7 protein-coding genes are annotated in these 17,183 nt (G+C 77.4%); all 7 read right to left on the bottom strand.

Annotated elements, in window-relative coordinates:
* Positions 1-10: 10 nt before the first annotated feature.
* The 7 genes from OHA91_RS06825 to OHA91_RS06795 are packed head-to-tail and all read right to left on the bottom strand — an operon-like array spanning position 11 to position 17,152.
* Positions 11-1,087, bottom strand: coding sequence for a galactokinase (locus OHA91_RS06825; RefSeq protein ID WP_328738834.1), 1,077 nt, complete (start codon positions 1,085-1,087; stop codon positions 11-13).
* A complete protein-coding gene (locus OHA91_RS06820) occupies positions 1,084-2,937 on the bottom strand; it encodes a class I SAM-dependent methyltransferase (protein WP_328738833.1) in 1,854 nt (617 codons plus the stop codon). Before OHA91_RS06820 ends, OHA91_RS06825 begins: the two co-directional genes overlap by 4 nt.
* Positions 2,934-4,112 carry a glycosyltransferase gene (locus OHA91_RS06815; protein WP_266496833.1) on the bottom strand — a complete coding sequence of 393 codons (1,179 nt, stop codon included), beginning with the start codon at positions 4,110-4,112 and terminating at the stop codon, positions 2,934-2,936. The genes OHA91_RS06820 and OHA91_RS06815 overlap by 4 nt, the downstream gene beginning before the upstream one ends.
* A 2-nt stretch (positions 4,113-4,114) precedes the next feature.
* Positions 4,115-4,975, bottom strand: coding sequence for an alpha/beta fold hydrolase (locus OHA91_RS06810; protein WP_328738832.1), 861 nt, complete (start codon positions 4,973-4,975; stop codon positions 4,115-4,117).
* A 7-nt stretch (positions 4,976-4,982) separates the two neighbouring features.
* Complete coding sequence (locus OHA91_RS06805; RefSeq protein WP_031146827.1) at positions 4,983-5,309, bottom strand: hypothetical protein; 327 nt, start codon at positions 5,307-5,309, stop codon at positions 4,983-4,985.
* A complete protein-coding gene (locus OHA91_RS06800) occupies positions 5,299-10,107 on the bottom strand; it encodes a polyketide synthase (RefSeq protein ID WP_328738831.1) in 4,809 nt (1,602 codons plus the stop codon). The genes OHA91_RS06805 and OHA91_RS06800 overlap by 11 nt, the downstream gene beginning before the upstream one ends.
* Positions 10,100-17,152 (bottom strand): SDR family NAD(P)-dependent oxidoreductase, encoded by a 7,053-nt coding sequence (locus OHA91_RS06795; RefSeq protein ID WP_328738829.1) that lies wholly within the window; start codon positions 17,150-17,152, stop codon positions 10,100-10,102. Before OHA91_RS06795 ends, OHA91_RS06800 begins: the two co-directional genes overlap by 8 nt.
* Positions 17,153-17,183: the final 31 nt, after the last annotated feature.

Genomic DNA, 17,183 nt, shown 5'->3' with positions numbered 1-17,183 from the left:
GTTGGGCGGGTCATTCCTCGCGCCGGGCCGCACCGGCCACGACGATGTTCAGGAAGCGCGGTACGGGCCGGCCCCGGCCGCGGAAGTCCTCCGCGACCGCGGACCGCACCGCCGTCAGACGCGTCTCGGGCAGCAGCATCAGCAGGCTCCGCCCCGGCCGCTGCCCGGGCGGCCAGGCGCTCAGCGCCCCGGCCCGGCGGGCGCAGGACACGGCACGGGCCAGCTCCCGGGGGCGGTCCGCGGCCCCGCCCCGTACGGCCATCAGCACCAGCCGTGCCCCCGAGGCCGCCGGGTCGAAGGCGACGTACCGGCGCCGCCGCGGCCGTGCCCCCAGCAGCAGGGCCCTGCCGGGCCGGGCGTGGAACACCGCCCGGCGCAGGCCGTCGTCCCCCTCCGGCACGGCCCCGGCCAGCAGCCGGGCCAGGAACGCGCGGTCGGGCCGCTCGCCGGCCGCCGAGTGCACGTCGGCCACCGCCAGCGCCACCGCGCAGTCGGCCGGCTCGGCCGTGGCCAGTCCGGCGGCGCCCGTGAGCGAGCCCTGCACGTGCAGGTCCGTCCCGCCGCGGCCGTACCCGGCGCGGGCCAGGGCCCGCAGCACGGTGTACGGCCGGACGGCCCAGGCGGGCGCGTCGGGCAGCGGCCCGGACAGGGTGAGCGGCAGATCGCAGCCGTCCGCCGGATGACCGAGGGAACTGAGCCGCACCAGGCCGTCGTCGCGGGGAGCCGCGGCGGCGGCCGTCGGCCAGCCCGCGGCGGCGACGAGCCCGGGGGAACCCAGCCGGAAGGCGTACGGGGCGCTCCACACGGCGGCCGGGGGCCGCCCGTGCGCGGCCTCCAGGGCGTAGGCGACGAGCCGGAACAGCGGATCGGCGGTGGCCCGGCGGGCCAGGTCGCCTCCGGCGAGGCCCGCAGTGTCGGGCCGGGCTCCGCCGGAAGCGGTCGTCCCGGCCGCCCGCCCGGACGGGCCCGGGTCCGGGTCCGGGTCCTCCGGAACGGTGGCCGTGGGGCCGGCAGCCCGAGCGGCCGGACCGGTGGGCGTGCCCGTGGTCGCGGCGACGGGGCCGACGGAGCCGGCCGGGCCGGTCACCGGGCGTCCTTGCGGGCCAGGATCCGGTAGGCGTTGCCGCCGTCCGTGCGCCGGGCCGCCGCCGTGCGCAGCGCGTCGAGCACCGCCGCACCCGCGAAGCACGGCAGCGCCGCCAGCCGTACGGCGTGGGCGAGGGCCCGGGTCCGGCGCGTGGCCGGCGGGCCCCACGGCCGGTCCGGGTCGGGAGCCAGGCGCGTCGCCGTGAGCGCCACCGCGCCGAAGAAGTCGTTGCCCTGGTGGGCCGGTCCGTGTTCCTCAGCGACGACCGTGAACCCGCGGTCGGCCAGCGCCTCGCGCAGGTTCGCGGCGGGGGCCAGGTGCTGGTGCTGCGGCTGGAACCACGGCAGCCAGGCCGGGCCGAGGAGCCGCCCCATCCGCGACTCCGGATCGGGCAGCTCGATCGCCAGGAACCCGCCGGGGGCGAGGGCGACCGCCGCCGCATCCAGCTCGGCGAGCGGATCCCGGGTGTGCTCCAGGTAGTGGTACATGCTGACCACCTCGTACTGGCCCGCCAGCTTCGGGGCGAATTCGGGGAACTGGCCCTGGTATCCGGTCTCCACCCAACCGCGGCGTTCCGCCTCGCGGACCCCGTCGCCCATGTCGAGCCCGTCGAACCGGGTCCGCGGCCACACGGCCCGCGCCGCGTTGCAGAAGTGTCCGTGCCCGGTGCCGACGTCCAGCCAGGACGCCGGGTCCGCGTGGGGCAGGAGCATCTCGGCGCGCCCCCGGTAGGCGGCGCCCAGCCGGCCGAAGACCGTGCCGGCGCCCTCGCCGCCGCGCCCGTCGTAGAAGTCGCGGTAGTAGAAGTCCAGCCCCTCCGGGGTCAGCCGGGGGTTCTGGAAGACGTGCCCGCAGTCCCAACACCGCTCCAGGGTGAACCGGCCCGGCTTGCCCTGGAGCAGGTCGGGCACCCGCACGCGCACCGAGAGCCGGCCGGAGCCGCACCACGGGCAGTCCGGACGGCGCGCCTCCAGGAAGCGGTCGGTGCCCCCGGCCAGGTCGTCCCGGTACGCGGCCGCCCGAGCGGCGTCGGGAGCGCGGTCCGGGCCGGCCGCCCGGGCCGTACGCACGGCGGAGACCAGGGAGCGCACCGGTCGGGCGGCGGTGGCCCGGGCCAGATCCGCCGGCCGCAGCGGCGACCCGGGCCGGCCCAGCACCAGGTACGGCTGGAGCCAGTACAGCCCGGCCGCAGCCGCACCCCAGCGGCCCTGGCGCCCGGCGGCGCCCGCGAGCAGCGCCAGCCCGCACAGCTGCGCGGCGGCCAGCGCGCCCGGCGGCAGCCCCTGGGCCCGCAGCTCCGCGGCACGCGCCGGGCCCCCGGTGTCCCCGGGCCCTCCACAGCTCAGGCCCGGGGCGACGGCCAGCCCCGTCGCGCCGACGGCGTACTCCTTCAAACGGCGCGTCAGCGCGAGCAGTTCCGCCGGGTCCGGGCGCGGACCGCCAGGATCCACCCCGGCCCGCTCCAGCACCTCCTCGGTGGCGAGGACGGCGAACCCGGCGCCGCGCCCCTCTCCCAGTCGGTCCCACCGGTAGCGGGCGGGGTCGACCAGGCGCAGCAGCCCCAGCGCCCGTTCGGCGGCCAGGTCCGCGGGCAGCAGGTCCAGCACCCGCAGCCCCTCGCCCTCCGCGTACGCGCAGGCGGTGAGGAAGGTGGCCGCGTCGGGCTCGACCCCGCCGGCGGTCAGCAGCCGCCACCCGGCGGGCCGCGGCACCCCCGCCGACGTGGGCGGCACCACCGGAAGCACCGGCAGGGCCCGCAGCCGCAGCGCGGCGCGTACGGTGCCCGCGCCGAGGGCGGCCAGCAACACCGCGGAGGTCCAGTGGACCCGGGAGAGCGGAGGGTGCGTCATATCAGCTTCTCCAACCGGTCGGCCGCGGCGGCGGCCCCGCCCGCCGCGGCGAATGAGGCCTGAATCCGCCGGGCTGCCCGGCGGTGGCCGGGGTCGTCCAGTACGGCGGTGAGCGCGTCGCGCAGTTCCTCGGCCCGCGTCCGGCCGAACCGGACCCGGACTCCGGCGCCGGCCTCGACCACCTGCCGGGCCACGATCGGCTGGTCGTCCCGGATGGGCGCGACGACCAGCGGCAGCCCGTGTGCGAGGGTCTCGCAGACGGTGTTGTGCCCGGCGTGGCAGACCACCGCGTCCAGGTGCGCCAGCAGCTCCAGCTGCGGGACGCTCTCCTGGAGGAGCGCGTGGTCCGGTACCTCCCCGACCACGGCGGCGGGCGCCGCCAGGACCAGCTGGACCTCCTCGGAGAGTCGTTCGGCCGCGCCCAGTACCGCTTCGTAGAACCGGGCGCCGGCCTCCTGGTTGAGGGTGCCGAGGGACACCAGTACGCGCCGGCGCCCCGGATCCAGCCGCTGCCAGGGGAACCCGGGCGCGGCCGGACGGGCTCCGAACGCCGGGCCGACGTACGCGTGGTGTGCGGGGAACTCCCCGGCGGTTCCGACGAGTTCGGGTGTGGAGAACACCAGCACCAGCCGCTCCGAGAACCTCGGGTCCCACCCCTGTGCCTCCCCTGCCCGCGGCGGCCGGCCCGCGCCGAACTCCGCGAGCAGGCCGGCGATCTGCCCGGCCACCCACTCGCCGACCTTCGGGAAGTCCGCGAAGGGCCGGGTCAGTTCGGCCGAGGTACTGGCGGACGTCGCCCAGGGCACGCCGAGCCGCCGGGCGACCAGCGGTCCGGCCAGGGCCTGCTGGTCGGCGACCACCACGTCCGGTCCGAAGGCGCGCACGGCCCGCTCCACGCCCGGCACCATCGCCCGGGCCAGCGGCACCAGCGCCTCCTCCCACAGGAACCGCAGCGCACCCACCCCGCGCAGGTTCCGCCAGCGCTCGTGGAGCTCCGAGTACGCACCGCCCGCCTCCTCGCCGGCGGGCAGGATCAGGGCCTGGGCGGGAAGCAGGCGGGCGAGCGCGCCCGCCGGGCCGGTCCAGGCGATCTCATGGCCCCGGGCGGCGAGTTCGGCCCCGACGGCCACGGTCGGATTGACGTGCCCCGCCAGCGGCGGCACGGTGAACAGCACCCTCACCGGACCAGAGCTCCTGCCCGCGGCCGGGCCGCCGTCGCCGCGGCCGATGAGGCCGCCGGGGTCGTCGGGGCCGTCGCCGCGATGTGGGCGAGCACGGCTTCCCGCAGGACCCCGCTGCTCTCCTTGAGGACGTCGTGCCCCAGGCCCGGCAGGATCCGCAGCTCGCAGCGGGGTGCGTGCCGGGCCAGCTCGCGGGCTCCGTGCACCAGCTCGGAGTGTTCCCCGCAGACGATCAGGGCCGGGCAGGCCCGCCGGGCGTGGTCGGCCCGTGTGAAGGGGCGGCTCGCGGCGATGTCGTCGATGAGCGACGTGCGGTTGAGGAGGGCGTCGGCGATGGCCGTGAGGTTGGCGGCCTTGCGCAGCCGCAGGGTGCGCAGCTCGGCGGGTACCGGACTGTCCTCCAGGCTGAGGGCGGCGGCCGACAGCGTGTCCACCATGTTCTCCACCCAGGCTCCGCTGAGCGGGGGTTCGAGGAGGGTGAGCCCGCTGACGCGGTCGGGCCGGGCCAGGGCGGCGTGCAGGGCGAGGGTGCCGCCGTAGCTGTTGCCGACCAGGTGCACGGGACGGTGCCCCAGGCCCAGGGCGGCCAGCAGCGCGAACAGGTCGCGTACGGCGGTGCGGCTGTCGTAGCCGGTGGCGGGGCGTTCGGTGCGGCCGTGGCCGCGCAGGTCGTAGAGGACGGCCTCGTGCCCGGACCGGGCCACCGGCACGGCCAGCGGACAGTAGAAGGAGGACAGGTTGTCGACGACCAGGCCGTGCAGGAACACCACGGCGGGACGGTCGGGAGCGTCGGCGCCGGCAGCGGCCGGGAGTCGCTGGACGTGGAAGTGGAGGGAGTCGGCGAGTACGACGGCCATGGCGGGCTCAGCCGGCCGACGCGGGAGAGTCGCCCGCCGAGACGTGGGCCCGGGCCAGGGACGACCGGGTGATCCGGCCGATGTGGGTGACGAGTTCGCCGACGGACATGGCCAGGATGGCGTCCATGTCCTTTTCCGCGAGGAAGCCCATCAGATCCACGTCCGCGCCGTAGCGATGGTGGAGCAGCTCGGCGAGGGCGACGAACTCGACGCTCTCCAGGGCGAGGTCCTCGTTGAACGTCGTCTTCATCGTGACCTCCTCCGCGAGCAGGTACTCGTCGCCGACGATCTCCACGAGCATGCCGGTGATCTCGGCGAGGATGTCAGTTGCCATGACGGGTCTCCGTGAGGTGGAAGGGGACGGCGGGCGCCGCCGCCGCGGGGTGCGGGGTCCAGGCGACGACGTGATCGGTCGGTGGCGCGGTGACCGGCGGGCCGGCGATCGCCGGGTCGGCGGGCGGAGTACCGGTGAGCAGGGTGGTGCGGACCGGGTACGGGGCGCCGTCGGGGGACGTCACGAGCAGCTCGCCGGAATCCCGGTCGCCGGTCACCCGCCAGTCCCGGGGCCGGCCGCCCAGCCCGCCGCCGTCCGCCTTCGCGGCGGCCTCCTTGGCACACCACAGCGCGGTCAGCGCGGCCGGCAGGCCGCGGTCCCCGTGGGCGGCCAGCCTTTCGGCGAGCCGGAGTTCACCCGGCCCGAGGGCTATCCGGACCAGCGCGTCCGGGTCGGCGGTCACCGCCTCGACATCGATGCCGACCGCCCGGTCGGGGTGGGCGAGGGCGACCGCGATCCGGTCCTTGTGGGCGATCGACAGCCGGAAGCCGCGGGTGAGCGGCCCCTCGGCCAGCGGCCGGCCGGCGGGGTCGTTGCCGACCGGAACCTCGGCCGGGAACACCGGCCCGGCACCGCCGTCCCACAGCAGCCCGCGCAGCGCGTCCTTGGCCGCGATCCGGCCCAGCAGCCAGGGCGCCCGGGCCCGCGGCGCCAGCCGCTCGTAGACCTCCCGCTCGGCGGCGCCGAGGTAGCGGCGCATCACCAGCTCCTGAGAGGCGGGATCGCTCCAGCGGCGCCGCGCCAGGCACCAGCCCTCCGGCCGGGGCTCGCCGATGCCGCAGACCTCCGGGGTGAACTTCATCGGCCAGACCCGCTCGTCGGCGCCGAAGCGGCGGTACGTCCACCCCTCGATCCGGGCCCACACCTCGCCGCCGGGCCGGCGCAACTCGACGTCCCCGCGTACGGTGACGTCCTGCACGGCACGGATCCGGGCGGTGGCGGCGAGCAGCTCCGGCGGGGCCAGCGGCGGACCGTAGAGGCGGATGCGGTCCACGGTGGCCGGGAACACCAGCCGGTCCACCGGGAGCCGAAGCTGCATCCAGTGCCCGAAGAGCTGCCCTGCGGCGTCGAGGAGCGCACCCGGGTCGGGCAGGACCCGCAGCACGCCGTGGATGCCGTCCGAGCCGACCGCCCGGACCTCGTGGACCCCGGCGAAACGCGGCCCGTGGAACATCCACCGGTCCCGGTAGAGGGCCTCGGCGCTGACCGGGGCCGGCCCGGCGTCGCGCAGCGGCGTGCCGTCGGGTGCCGGCGGCCCTTCGTACCGCTCGCCGAACAGCACGACCACCGAGGCGTAGGCGCCGAGCGCGACGCGCATCCGGCCGGGCCCGTCCGGGCGGACGGAGACCTCGACGTCGACGGCCGGCTCGACGGCGAGCCACCGCAGGGCCCGTACGTCCTCGTAGCCGACGACGGCGAGGCCGGGCGGGGCGTGCCGCCGGGCGGCGTCGGCGGCCAGCTCCAGCATGGTGGTCATGGGCACGACGGGGAACCGGTCGGAGTCCTCGGACCAGCCGTCGGGCTGGAGGTAGACGCAGTGGTCCCGTACGCAGGGCAGCTCGGCGAGGGAAAGCCGGAGGGTCTGCGCCCCGCCTCCTGCGGCACCGGCCGCAAGGCCCGACCCGGCTCCGCTCCCGGCGTCCGGGGCGGCTCCCGGGCTGGGCCCCGTTCCGGTCCCGGCCTCCGGCTCGGTCCTCCGGCCCGGCCCCGGAGCGCTTCCCGATGCCGTCCATGCCCCGGTCACGGCCCGAGCGGCCGCGTCGGTGTCGGCGAGTACGGCGTCCAGAGCGGACAGCAGCACCGGCCGGTCCACCGGCCGCGCGGCGGGTGCCGGGGCCGGGGCCGGGGCGAGCATGCCGGCCAGGGAGGCCCGGGCCTCCTCGCCGAGCCGCACCAACGGCGACCCGAGGTCCAGGGGGACGGCGCAGCCCGTACCGGTGCCCGCGGCGCGGTCCGGTTCGGCCGCGCCGACCGGGCTCCGCCCGTCACCGACCCGGGCCGTCCCCGGCCGGAAGTCCGGGCGGCCTGCGGTCCCCGGTGGCACCGGTGCGCCGGTCTGAGCGGAGCCGGGCTCGGCCCCGACCGGGGACCTGCCTCCTGCGGCCTCGGCCGAGGCCCCTACCCGCGGGCGGTCGCGCGGCCCGGCCCCGGCCTTGAGCCACGTCGGGCTTCCCGCAGGGAACACCGTGTGGCCCTCGGACCAGAGGGCGGCGCAGGTGCGTTCCAGGGCCGCGAGGCCGCCGAGCCGGGGTGCGGAGGTGGACACCGAGAGGTGGGGGCGGTCGCGCAGGGTGTCCTCGACGAAGCCGGGCAGGCTGCCCGGACCCAGGATGACGAAGGTGCGCACGCCCTGCTCGTAGAGCCCCAGGGCCAGCTCGCGGAAGCGGACCGGCTCCAGGAGGTGACGGACCACCAGGTTCCGCACGTCCCGCGGAGCGGACGGGAACGGCGCGCACGTCGTGGCCGACCAGACCGGGAGGGAGCCGGGCCGCAGCGGCAGCCGGTCGAAGGCCGCGCGGACCTGGCCGAGGTACGGCTCCCACATCGGGGTGTGGAAGCCCGAACGGAACGGCAGCTCCTGGCCGAGGACCCCGTCGGCGCGCAGGCGGGCGACCACGGCCGCCACCTGGTCCGGTTCGCCGCAGACCACCGACTGGTGCGGGCAGTTGTCGTGGCTGAGCACCACCCGGTCCATGCCGTGCAGCGCTGCCTGCGCCCGGGGCGCGCCGCAGCCCAGCGCCGCGTACACGAGGTCCGGGACCCGCAGGTCGCCCGGGCGCAGCGAGTCCAGGAAGGTGTCGGCGGCCTCCTGCGGATACATGCCGGCCGCCACCATCGCCGCCCACTCGCCCAGGCTGTGGCCCGCCAGTACGTCGGCCCCGACGCCGAGGGCCGGCAGGACCCGGGCGTAGAAGCGGCCGGTCGCGATCGCGTCCAGGGCACGTTCCACGAGCGACGCGCCCCGGGTGAGGCGGGGCGGCGTCAGCGCGAACCGCTCCGCGACGTCGTCGACCACGGGCGCGAACTCCGGCTCCAGGCCCGGGAACAGGAACGCCACCTGCCCGCCCAGCGGCTGCCGCGCGAACCACACGTCGCCGCGGCCGCGCCACGGCCGGCCGCGCGCCACCACCTTCGCCGCCAGCGCGAGCCGCTGGGGCGTCGGCCCGACCACCGCGACCCGGCAGGGCCCCTCGCCCCCGGACACGGGGGAGGCGGCCGCCAGCCGCGCCGACAGCTCGGCCGGGGTGTCCGCCCCGATCAGGAGTACGTCGCCGTGCGCGGCCGGACCCGAGGGCGCGACCGCGCCGCCCAGCGGCAGGAAACGTCGCACCGGGAGCCTCGGGCGGGCGGCCGCCGGGGCCTCCTCCAGCACCGCGTGCGCGTTGATCCCACCGAAGCCGAAGGCGTTGACCCCGGCCCGGCGGGGCGCCGGACCGCGCTCCCACGGCTGCGCCGCGGCCACCGGCCGCATCCGGGTCCGGGCCAGGTCGGGGTGCGGTTCCTCCAGGTGCAGCGTCGGCGGCAGCACCCCCTCGTGCACCGCGAGCGCGGCCTTGATCAGCCCGGCCATGCCCGAGGCCTGCATCGTGTGCCCGAGCATCGACTTCACCGAACCGAAGCCGATCCCGGGCCCGTCCGGCCCCGGCGGGCCGAAGACCTGCGCCAGGGTGTCCAGTTCGGCGGCGTCCCCGACCGGGGTGCCCGTGCCGTGCGCCTCCAGCAGCCCCAGCGCGCCCGCCTCCCGCGGGTCCAGGCCGGCCTCCCGCCAGGCCCGCTCCAGGGCCCGTACCTGGCCCGCGACCAGGGGGCTCATCAGGCTCGCCGCGCGGCCGTCCCCGGCCACGCCCGTCCCGCGGACCACCGCGTACACGCGGTCGCCGTCCCGCTCCGCGTCCGCCAGCCGCTTGAGGAGCACCACCCCGGTGCCCTCGGACAGCAGGGTCCCGTCGGCCCTGCGGTCGAAGGGCCTGATGGACCCGCTCGGGCTGAGCGCCCGCAGCTGGGTGAAGACGCTCCACAGCGTCGCGATGTGGCAGTGGTGCACCGCCCCGGCGACCACCGCGTCGCAGCGCCCGGCCGCCAGCAGCCCCACGGCCTGGTCCACCGCCAGCAGGGAGGAGGCGCAGGCCGCGTCGAGCGTGTAGGCGGGCCCGCGCAGGTCCAGCCGGTTCGCGGTCCGGGCCGCCGTGAAGCTCGGGACGAGCCCGATCGAGGCGTCGGGCCGTTCCGGCCCCAGGGCGTCCTGGAAGGCCGAGCGCACCGCGGCGATCCGCCGCTCGCCCAGCTCCGGCGCCAGTTCGCGCAGGGTCTGCGCCAACTGGTGCGCCGTACGCACCCGTTGGTCCAGCCGGGCGGTGGCCACGCCCATGAACCCGCCGCGGCCCAGCACCACCCCGATCCGCGAGCGGTCGGCCGGCAGCCGGTCCTCGCCGCCGGCGTCGGCGATCGCCTCGGCCGTCGCGTGCAGGGCCAGCATCTGGTCGGGTTCGGCGCCCTCCACGGCGGCCGGCATGATTCCGAACCGGGTCGGGTCGAAGGCGGCGAGACCGTCGACGAAGCCGCCGCGCCGGCAGTAGAAGCGGTCGCCGGCCGCGGGCCCGGCGGCCGCCTCCGGGTCGAAGTACACCTCCGGGTCCCAGCGTTCGGGCGGGACGTCGCCGATGCAGTCCGTACCGGCGAGGAGATTGCGGCGGTAGGCGGCCAGATCGGCGGCTCCGGGGAACACCGCGCCCATCCCGACGATCGCCGCGTCGGTCGGGCGGGGGCCGCCGCCCTGCCGTGGCCGTCGTTCACTCATCGCCGGAGCCCTCCGGTGCCGTGGGTGCCGACGGCGCCATCAGGACCACCTGTACGTCGCTCCCGCGGGCCAGTTCGTCGAGGAAGGCGGAGGCTGCGGCGTCCGGTGCGAGGAGCGGGACACCGCGCTGGGCGTAGGCGCGCTCCAGCTCGGGAGTGACCATCCCGCCCGCTTCGGCCGCCCAGGGTCCCCAGTCGACGGACAGCACCCGCCCGGGGAAGGACTCCGCCCAGGTGTGCGCGAGGCCGTCGAGCGCGTCGTTGGCCGCGGCGTAGTCGCTCTGCCCGCGGTTCCCGTACACCCCCGCGACGCTGCCGAACAGGGCCAGGAAGCGGGGCGCGGGCCACGTCCCGTGCTCGGCGGCCGCGGCAGCCAGGTGCCGGGCCCCGGCCACCTTGGTGGTGAACACCTCGGTGAAGTCCTCCGGCCGCTTGTCGCGCAGCAGCCCGTCGCGCAGGATCCCGGCGCCGTGCACGATGCCGTCCAGCCGTCCGTGGCGCTCCCGTACGTCGGCCACGACCGCCCGTACGGCCCGCTCGTCGGTGACGTCCGCGCAGTGGTAGCGGACGGAGGCCGCCACCGCGGCGAGGGCGGTGAGGGTGGCCCGCACCTCGCGCTCGGCGAGGATCCGCGAGGCCGCCGCCTCGATTTCCGCGGGCCTGCGCAGTCCGGAGGCGATCAGGGCGGCGCGCAGCGCGACGCGGTCCTGGGCGTGCGCGAACGCGTCCGCCGCGGGGTTCGGAGAGGGGCTCGGCGAGGGGGGCGGCTCGGGGGTGCGGCCGACCAGTTCGATGTGGCATCCGGTCGCGCGGGCCAGGGCGAGCGCCGTGCGTGCGGTGATCCCGCGGGCCCCGCCCGTGAGGAGGACCACCGAGCCCGGGTCCAGGAGGGCGGGCCGGGGCCCGTCCGGGGCGGGCAGGGGAGCGGGCACCGGCCGGCGGGCGACACGCGTCCCCTCGGGGGTGTAGCCGACGGAGGCGTGGGCCGGGAGGGAGGAGCCCAGTTCGCAGACGAGCTGCGCGGCGACGCGCTCCGGGTCCTCCTTGGGGTGGACGTCCACGGCGCGCACCAGCGCGGCGGGGAATTCGAGGGCGGCGGAGCGGGCGAAGCCGTGCAGTCCGGCTCCGCCGGGGGCGCCCGGGCCGCCGGCGGCGACGAGCAGCAGCCTTGGGATTCCGCCGGTCAGGGCGTTGCGCAGGCCCGGGAAGGCTTCGGGCAGTACGGGTTCGGCTCCCGCCCGCAGGGAGGACAGGTCGACGATGCCGTCGAGCCCGGCCTCGGCCGTGCGGAGGATCCGCGGTTCGGCGCCCAGGGCCTCCAGGGCGGCGGCGAGGGCGGGCGCGAGGCCCTGGTCGTCCTCGACGATCCCGATCCGCAGACCGTGGAGGGCTGCCGGGTCGCCGTCGGCCGGGGGGAGGGGGGAGAGGTCCACGCGGAGCCGGCCGACCGCCGGTGCGGCGGGTTCCGATTCCGCGGTCGGGCCGCCGGGGGTGTGGGAGGTGACCCAGTCCACGATGCCGCGCAGGGTCTTGAGCCGGGACAGCTCCTCGATCGCGGACTCGGCGGATCCGTCCTGGTCCGGGGTCCGGTCCGGGGCCTGGGGGAGGCCGATCCGGTCGGCGAGGGCTCCGATGATCTCCACGCGCTTGATGGAGTCGATGGAGAGGTCCGCCTCCAGGTCCAGGTCGGGGTCGAGCATGTCCAGGGGGTAGCCGGTCCGGGTGTGGACGATGTCCAGGACCACGTCCATGACGTCCTGGGCGGAGCGGGGTCCCGGGCGGGGGCCCGTGCCGGGCGCTTCGCGGGGGGCTTCGCCGGGGGCGGTTCCGGCGGGGCCGGGCGCGCGCCGGGGCGTCTCCTCGGCCGCCGAAGAACGGGCCTCCGGGTCGGGGCGTGTGGCGGCGGTGCGTTCGGCGCCCTGCGGGGATCGTCCCCGCACGCTCCCGACCCCGCCGGAACCGCCTTGGCCGTCGGGCGGGCGCGGGGTGCCCAAGTAGGCCAGCAGGACGTCCCGTTGGGCCTCCACCAGGGCGCGGGCGCCGCGCAGGTACTCCAGTACCGCCTCTTCGCGCCCGTCCGAGGCCGAGCCGTCCGAGCCGTCCGAGCCGGCCGACGGTATCGGCCTGGTGGTGGCCGTGCCTGTGCCCGTGCCGTTCATCGTCGACCACGCTCCCTCGTCGGCCATGGCCGTCTTCCTCGTCGTGTCGGACTCCGTGCCCGCTCCCGTGCCGGTTGCCGCCGTACCCGTTTCCGGCGCCGCAGGGATCCGTACGCGGCGGGCCGGCTGCAGGCCGCCTCGGACCGGGGTGCCGTCCGTCGTGCGGACCAGGTGGCCGTCCACCAGCCAGCCCGGCCGGCGCGGGGCGCGGTCCGGGAGGCGGGAGGTCCGGCCGCGGAAGAGGGCCTCCGGGGCCACCGGAACGCCCGCCGCCGTCAGTTCGGCCAGCGCCGTGACCAGGCGGACCAGGCCGTCTTCGCCCGGCACGTCCAGCGGGACCGCCGTGTGCGGGCGCTCGCCGAGGATCCGGCCGACGAGTCCGGACAGGACCCGCCCGGGCCCCGCCTCCACGAAGGTCCGCACGCCGGCCGCGTACATGGCCTCCACCTGTTCCACGAACCGGACCGGCTCGGCGACCTGGCGAGCCGCAAGGCTGCGTACGCCTTCGGCCGTCGCCGGATACCGCTCGGCCGTCGTGTTCGACCACACCGGGACGGCCGGCGCGGTCACCGGCGTCCGCGCCAGTTCCCCGGCCAGGGAGGCCGCCGCCCCCGCCACCACCTCGCTGTGGAACGCGCAGGCGACCGGGATCGGCTCCGCCGGCAGGCCCGCCTCGCGCAGTGCGGCCACCGCCGCGGCGACGGCCGGCGACGGGCCCGAGATCACGCACTGCCGCGGCGCGTTGTGGTTCGCCACCACACACCCCGCACGGGCGGCGAGCTCCCGGACCTCCTCCGGCGCGGCCGACACCGCCGCCATCGCCCCCGGGTCCGCGCCGGCCGCCGCCAGGATCGCCTCGGCGCGGTGTGCGCTCAGCCGGAGCAGGCTCTGCGTGTCGTAGGCCCCCGCCGCCCACAGCGCGGTGAGCTCCCCGTACGAGTGCCCGGCCACGCAGTCGGGCCGTACGCCGAGTTCGCCGAGCAACCGGTGCGCCGCGGCTCCCGCCAGGCCGAGGGCCGGCTGGGCGACCCGGGTGTCGGTGACCGCCGCCCGCTGCGCGGCCCGCCCCTCGGCGGTGAACGCCGCCGGCGGGAACATCGCCGACACCACTTCCGGGGGAGCCGTGTCCAGCAGGCCGCGCAGACCGGGGAAGGCGGTGAACAACCGGCCCAGCATGCGGGGGCGTTGGCTGCCCTGGCCGGGGAACAGGAACGCCACCCGGACCGGGTCCGCGGACTCCTCCCGTACGTGGACGCCCGGGCCCGGGGTGTAGGACCGGGCCTGCTCCAGGCGGACCGCCAGTTCGTCGAGGTCCGAGGCCACCACGGCCACAGCCACGGGCGCGTCGCCCGGAGCGGTCTCGGCCGCGAGGTCCCGCAGGGTCCAGGGGCGCCCCGCCGTGTCGTTCTCCTCCAGGCGCGCCGCGAGCCGTGCCATCGCGCGGCCCGCCGACCGGCGGTCCGCGCCGCGGAAGCAGAACAGCTCGGCCGGCCATTCCTCCAGGCCGTGCCGGGGCTCTTCCGAGCCTCCGTAACCGGCCAGCACGGCGTGGTAGTTGGTGCCGCCGAAGCCGAAGGCGCTCACCCCCGCGAAGCGCCGGTGGGCGGGTACGGTCCAGGGCCGGGGTTCGGTGTCGAAGGAGAAGGGGCTGGCTTCCGGCCGCCAGGCCGGGTTCGGGGTGCCGATGTGGAGGGTGGGCGGCCGGACGCCCGAGTGGACGGCGCGGGCGGCTTTGATCAGTCCGGCCAGCCCGGCCGCGCACTTGGTGTGGCCGAGCTGGGATTTCACGGAACCCAGTGCACAGGCTCCGGCGGTGGCGCCGGATGCGGTGAACAGGTCGCTCAGTACGGCCAGTTCGGTGCTGTCGCCGACCACCGTGCCGGTGCCGTGCGCCTCGATCAGGCCCACCTCCGCAGGGGCGATGCCCGCGCGCGCGTAGGCCCGTTCCAGGGCCCGTCGCTGGCCCTCGGGCCGCGGGGCCGTCAGGCCGAGGGACCGGCCGTCGCTGGCGGCGCCCACCGCCTTGACCACGGCGTACACCCGGTCGCCGTCGCGTTCCGCGTCCGCCAGCCGCTTCAGTACGACCGCGCCGACGCCCTCGCCGAGGGCGATCCCGTCGGCGGCGGCGTCGAAGGGCCGGCAGCGGCCGCCGGGGGACAGGGCGTGGACGGAGGCGAACATCAGGTAGTCGTTGATGCCGTTGTGCACGTCGGCGCCGCCGCACAGCACCATGTCGCTGTCCCCGTCGCGCAGTTGCCGGCAGGCGAGGTCGAGCGCGGCGAGGGAGGAGGCGCAGGCGGCGTCCACCGTGCAGTTCGCGCCGCCCAGGTCGAGACGGTTGGCCACGCGGCCGGCGATGACGTTGGCGAGGATCCCGGGGAAGGAGTCCTCGGTGAGCCGCGGCAGCTGCTCGTCCAGGGCGGCCGGGAGGTCGCCGAGGTAGGCCGGGTGCAGGGCGCGCAGCCCGTATGCGCCGGCCAGTTCGGTGCCGGCCTCCGCGCCGAAGACCACCGACGTCCGGGAGCGGTCGAAGGCGCGGTCCCTGCCGTAGCCGGCGTCGGCGAGGGCCCGCGCCGAGATCTCCAGGGCCAGCAGCTGCACCGGCTCGATCGCGGAGAGGGAGGCGGGCGGGATACCGTGCGCGAGCGCGTCGAAGGGCACCGGGCCGAGGAAACCGCCCCAGCGGGAGGGCGTGCGCTCCCCGGCCCGGGCCGGATCGGCGTCGTAGTAGAGCGCCGGGTCCCAGCGCTCGGCCGGCACCTCGGTGACCGCGTCCGTCCCGGCGAGGACCATCGCCCAGTAGGCGGCGAGGTCCTGCGCGCCCGGGTAGGCGCAGGCCATGCCCACGATGGCGACGTCCACCGGGTCGGCGGCCCCGAGCGGCTCGCCGGCGGCCAGCTCCTCGGCCCGCCGTTCCAGCCATGCGGTGGCACCTTCGGTGACCTGGGCGTGCAGGGCCGCGACCGTCGTGGTCCGCGTGCGCAGGGTCGCCGCCTGACCGAGCATGAACAGGCCGTCGGCCGCCTGCCGTTCCTCGGAGACGGGCTCCGGCGCACCCCCGCCGGGGGGCCGTCGCAGGCCCTTGCTGGCGATCCGCAGCCGCCCCAGGTTCAGCCGCTCCAGCTCCTCCCACATCTCACGCGGTTCGACGCCGCTCTCCGCGAGCCGCCGCCGGGTCGCCTCGAAGGTCGCGGCGTACGGGGTGGACGCGCAGCGGGTGGCGTGTCCGGGCGCGGTGTGCAGAAGCACGGTGTCCGCGCACTCCAGTGCCGCCCGCTGGAACCCCGGCAGCACCGCGCCCGCCGCCACGGCCTCCTCCGTGAACAGGTACGCGGTGCCCATCAGCACCCCGATCCGCGCGCCCCGCCCGGCCAGCGGTGCGGCGGCCGCCACGGCCATCGCGGCGGACCGCTCGTCGTGGATCCCGCCCGCGAACAGGACGTCCAGGGCGGCCGGGTCGGGGCAGGAGCGCAGCAGCAGATCGATCTGCTCCTCCCAGAGGGGGAAGGAGGCGCGCGGCCCGACGTGCCCGCCGCATTCCAGGCCCTCGAAGACGAACCGCCGCGCTCCTTCCGCGAGGTAGCGCTCCAGCAGGCCCGGCGAGGGCACGTGCAGGTGGGTGCGGATCCCGGCCGCCTCCAGCGGGGCGGCCTGCGCCGGGGTGCCGCCGGCGATGATCGCGTACGGCGGGCGGGCCCCGGTCACCGCCGCCAGTTGCTCCCGCCGCAGCTCGGGCGGGGCGAAGCCGAGCAGGCCGACGCCCCACGGGAGGTCCCCGAGCCGCTCGGCGGTCTCGGCGAGGAGCCGGCGTACGTCCGGGCCCTCCATGACGGCCAGCGCGAGGTAGGGGACCCCGCCCGCGGCGGCCACCGCCCCGGCGAAGGCCGCCTGGTCGCTCACCCGGGTCATCGGTCCCTGCGCGACGGGCAGCGGCCCGAGGAGCGGCTCGGACCGTACGGCGTCCGCCAGATGCCCGGTGACGGCCTCGCGTACGGCCTGGAGCACGCCGCCGGTGGTCCGGTGGCGGGCGGCCAGCCGGGCGGAGCACGCACCGTCCTGCCCGACGGGCAGGAGCTGCGTGCGCAGGTCCCGTGCGCCGAGCAGGCCGGCCACCGGGCCTTCTGGCGGGGTCAGGTCGGGCCGGGCGAACACCCTGTGCCCGTTCAGGACCCGGGTCTGCGATCCGTCCATCGCCCGCAGTGCGGCCGCCACTTCGTGCGGCAGGTCGGCCTCTCCCTCGACGGTCAGGGCCAGTTGTACGTCGAGCAGCACTCCGGCGGCCCCGCCCGCGACGGCCGCGGCCGCCGTGTGCGGCCCGATCCCGCCGCAGGCCAGTACGGGCAGGCCGATCGCGGGGTCCGCGAGGAGCTGCTGGAGCAGGACGAAGGTGGTGCTCCCGCCCACCCGGCCGCCGGCCTCGTGTCCCTTGGCGACGAGGGAGTGCGCGCCGGCGGCCACCGCGGTCGTGGCCTCGGAAAGGGTGGTGACCTCGGCCCAGACCCGCGGCCGGCCGGCCGCCGCGGCCCAGTCGGCCACCCTGCCGGGGGTGAGTGACGCGGGGTCGGCGAGCAGCACCGTGTCCACCTCGGGCGGCAGGTCCCCGGGCCCCAGCGGGCAGCCGGCGGGCACCCGCACGCCGTACCGGCCCGCGCCCGCGGCCGCGCCGCTGCCGGGGGAGGCGCCGGTGCCGGGGGAAGCACCGCCGAGCCGGCGGCCCAGTTCCGCGAGTGCGCGGCGGGCGGCGCTCGCGTCCCGCCCGAGATCGAGCAGCCCGAGGGCCCCGGCACGTTCGGCGGCGGTCACGATCCGCGGACGGGGCTCCTCGAAGGGGCTGACCGCGACGACCAGGTCGCGGACGGCGGGAGACTGTGGGGGATGGGGGATCACGAGCGCTCCTCTTCCAGTGCTGTGTGACATG

Origin of the sequence: Streptomyces erythrochromogenes (assembly GCF_036170895.1) — a bacterium.
Classification (GTDB): domain Bacteria; phylum Actinomycetota; class Actinomycetes; order Streptomycetales; family Streptomycetaceae; genus Streptomyces; species Streptomyces erythrochromogenes.
The sequence above is the reverse complement of the archived record's forward strand: the minus strand, read 5'-3'. Positions and strand labels throughout refer to the sequence as shown.

Coding starts and splice junctions, on each gene's coding strand:
- OHA91_RS06805 (WP_031146827.1), bottom strand. CDS start 5,309: ATGGCAACTGACATCCTCGCCGAGATCACCGGCATGCTCGTGGAGATC.
- OHA91_RS06800 (WP_328738831.1), bottom strand. CDS start 10,107: ATGAGTGAACGACGGCCACGGCAGGGCGGCGGCCCCCGCCCGACCGAC.
- OHA91_RS06810 (WP_328738832.1), bottom strand. CDS start 4,975: ATGGCCGTCGTACTCGCCGACTCCCTCCACTTCCACGTCCAGCGACTC.
- OHA91_RS06820 (WP_328738833.1), bottom strand. CDS start 2,937: ATGACGCACCCTCCGCTCTCCCGGGTCCACTGGACCTCCGCGGTGTTG.